3 protein-coding genes are annotated in these 2,093 nt (G+C 63.2%); 2 read left to right on the forward strand and 1 reads right to left on the reverse strand.

Annotation, left to right across the window (positions count from 1 at the left end):
• A partial coding sequence (locus tag ADADOO_RS13485) for an EAL domain-containing protein (RefSeq protein WP_511278019.1) occupies nt 1-1,403 on the reverse strand: 1,403 nt, incomplete at its 3' end.
• A 137-nt stretch (nt 1,404-1,540) separates the two neighbouring features.
• On the opposite strand from ADADOO_RS13485, the gene ADADOO_RS13490 reads away from it, so the two are divergent.
• Together ADADOO_RS13490 and ADADOO_RS13495 are read left to right on the forward strand one after the other, a co-directional pair.
• Nucleotides 1,541-1,780 carry a hypothetical protein gene (locus ADADOO_RS13490; protein WP_511278020.1) on the forward strand — a complete coding sequence of 80 codons (240 nt, stop codon included), beginning with the start codon at nt 1,541-1,543 and terminating at the stop codon, nt 1,778-1,780.
• A gap of 8 nt (nt 1,781-1,788) precedes the next feature.
• On the forward strand, nt 1,789-2,093 hold a 305-nt coding region (locus tag ADADOO_RS13495; RefSeq protein ID WP_511278021.1), incomplete at its 3' end, for a GNAT family N-acetyltransferase.

Here is a 2,093-nt window from a genome sequence, read left to right on the forward strand (position 1 = left end):
GCCAGCATCTGAATCACGTCGTCGCCGCGCCGGTAGCCGAAGGCATCGTTGTAGGGCTTGAAATTGTCGATGTCGACATAGGCCGCGACGAAGGGATTGTCCGCTGCCAGCATGCGGTCGACGTGTTCGTTGATCGGCACGTTGCCGGGCAACTGGGTCAGCGGATTGGCGTAGCGCGCCGCGCTGATTTGCATTTCGGTGATCGTCGCCATGAGGTCGTGGCTGCTGCCGACGCCGATGTATTCGCCTTCTGCGGTGACGATGAAACCGTCGAACAGATAGTGCCTGGGCGCCAGCGACAGCATCATCGCCAACTCCTGGATGGTGGCGTGCTGATCGACGATGAGCGGCGCGTGGTCCATGAACAGTTCGCAGCTCTTGCGGCCGAACAGCTCCTTGCGGAAAGGCCGGGCAAAGCGGTCGATCATGCTGTGCCGGTTGATCATGCCAACGGGCAGGGTGCCATGGACGACGGGCAGCACATCAAGGTCGGCATCGGCCTCGAAGCGGGCGATGACGTTGACGTTGTTGGCATCGATCGGCACCGGCTCGATCAGCCGCGCCAGGTTGCGCGCCGTCGGCAATTTGCCCGGGCCGCCGGTCATCGGCGACAAGGCCAGCGACGGCTGGTCGAGCGCCGCCAGCGTCGGCGCCGATAGCTGGCGAATCGGGTGACTGTCCGGCCAGGCGATGAAAAAGCCCTGGCTGCAGGCAATGCCCATATCGCGCAAGCAGACCAGATCCTCGCTGCGCTCGACGCCTTCGGCGACCAACGAGGCGTTGCAGATCTCGGCCAGATCCTGCATGGCGCGGACAAAGTGAAACTTGATCCGGTCGTCGGCGATGCCGGTGATGAAATGTTTGTCGATCTTGACGAACTCGGGGCGCAGTTCCGACCACATGCGCAGGTTGGCGAAGCCTTCGCCGAGATCGTCGATGGCAATCTGGAAGCCGCGCCCGCGATAATGCTGCAAGGCCTCCAGGATGCCCGGCATGTCGGTGATCTGCTGATTCTCGGTGAGCTCGATGACGATGCGGTTCGGCGTGATGCCCAACTCGATGAGCAAGGCACGGGTATGACCGTTCATCAGGCGCTCGTCGAGCAGGCAGCCCGGCGTCACATTAAGAAACAGGCGTCCGGGCAAACGCTGCGCCGCAAAGGCGCGCAGACTGGCCTCGCGGCAGGCATGCTCAAGGTCCGGCCGCTGGCCGTTGCGCGCCGCTACGGCGAACAGTTGATCCGGTCGATGCAGCGGACTGTCCTGCGGACCGCGAATCAGCGCCTCGTACCCAAGAATGGCCCGCACGCGAAAATCGAGAATCGGCTGAAAGACGGGATACAGAAGTCCCTCAGCCATGATCCGCTGGAGTTCGGCGGCTTCATCATCGATCAGGACAATCATTGCGCTTCTTTCGTGGTAACCATCCATTCAGTTTAGGAACGCACTATTGCAGCGCTGTGACAGGCCGCGGCGACGCCGTCATCTTGCCGAAACAGGGAGGCGGCATACTGGGTTTCAGTTCAAACACGGAGGCCGCGATGACTGAAACCGCTTTTTGCTACTGCTGCCGCGTTCATCACGACAAGACCCGGATGCGCCTGTTCCCGACCCGCCAGGGCTATCGCTGGCGCTGCCTGCGCAGCATCGAGGCAGCAGCGAGCAGTCGCCGCGAGCGCGACGCCTTCGGCCAGCAACAATCCGAAATGAATCGCGAAGCTGCCCGCCGCGCCGCTGAATCCGGCCAGCTCCTACGCCGGGTTCAGCCCGTCGCGACCTGACACGAACGATGGGAAAGATTCGCATCGATACGCTGGACGCCAGCAGTCCGGCCCTCCTTGAGGCGAGCGTGACGCTGATCTTCAACGCCTTTGCCGACCCCGAACGCTACAGCCCCGAGCGCCTGGCAAAGGAACTGCGCGGTGACGACAGCGCGTTCTATCGACGCTTCTTCGTTGCCATGGAGGCTGGCGAAATCATCGCCGTCGGCGGCGTCAAGGCCGCTGACTGGGCCTCCAGCACCCACCTCCTCTTCCTCTCGGCAGTCGCCCCGGAACGCCGCGGCCAAGGCATCGGCCGCGCCCTGATCCAGGC

The sequence above is a fragment of the Azonexus sp. genome, assembly GCF_036170495.1.
Lineage (GTDB): Bacteria > Pseudomonadota > Gammaproteobacteria > Burkholderiales > Rhodocyclaceae > Azonexus.

What these genes read in the sequence shown, in the direction of transcription:
- ADADOO_RS13490 (WP_511278020.1), top strand. Translation starts at nt 1,541, where the DNA reads ATGACTGAAACCGCTTTTTGCTACTGCTGCCGCGTTCATCACGACAAG.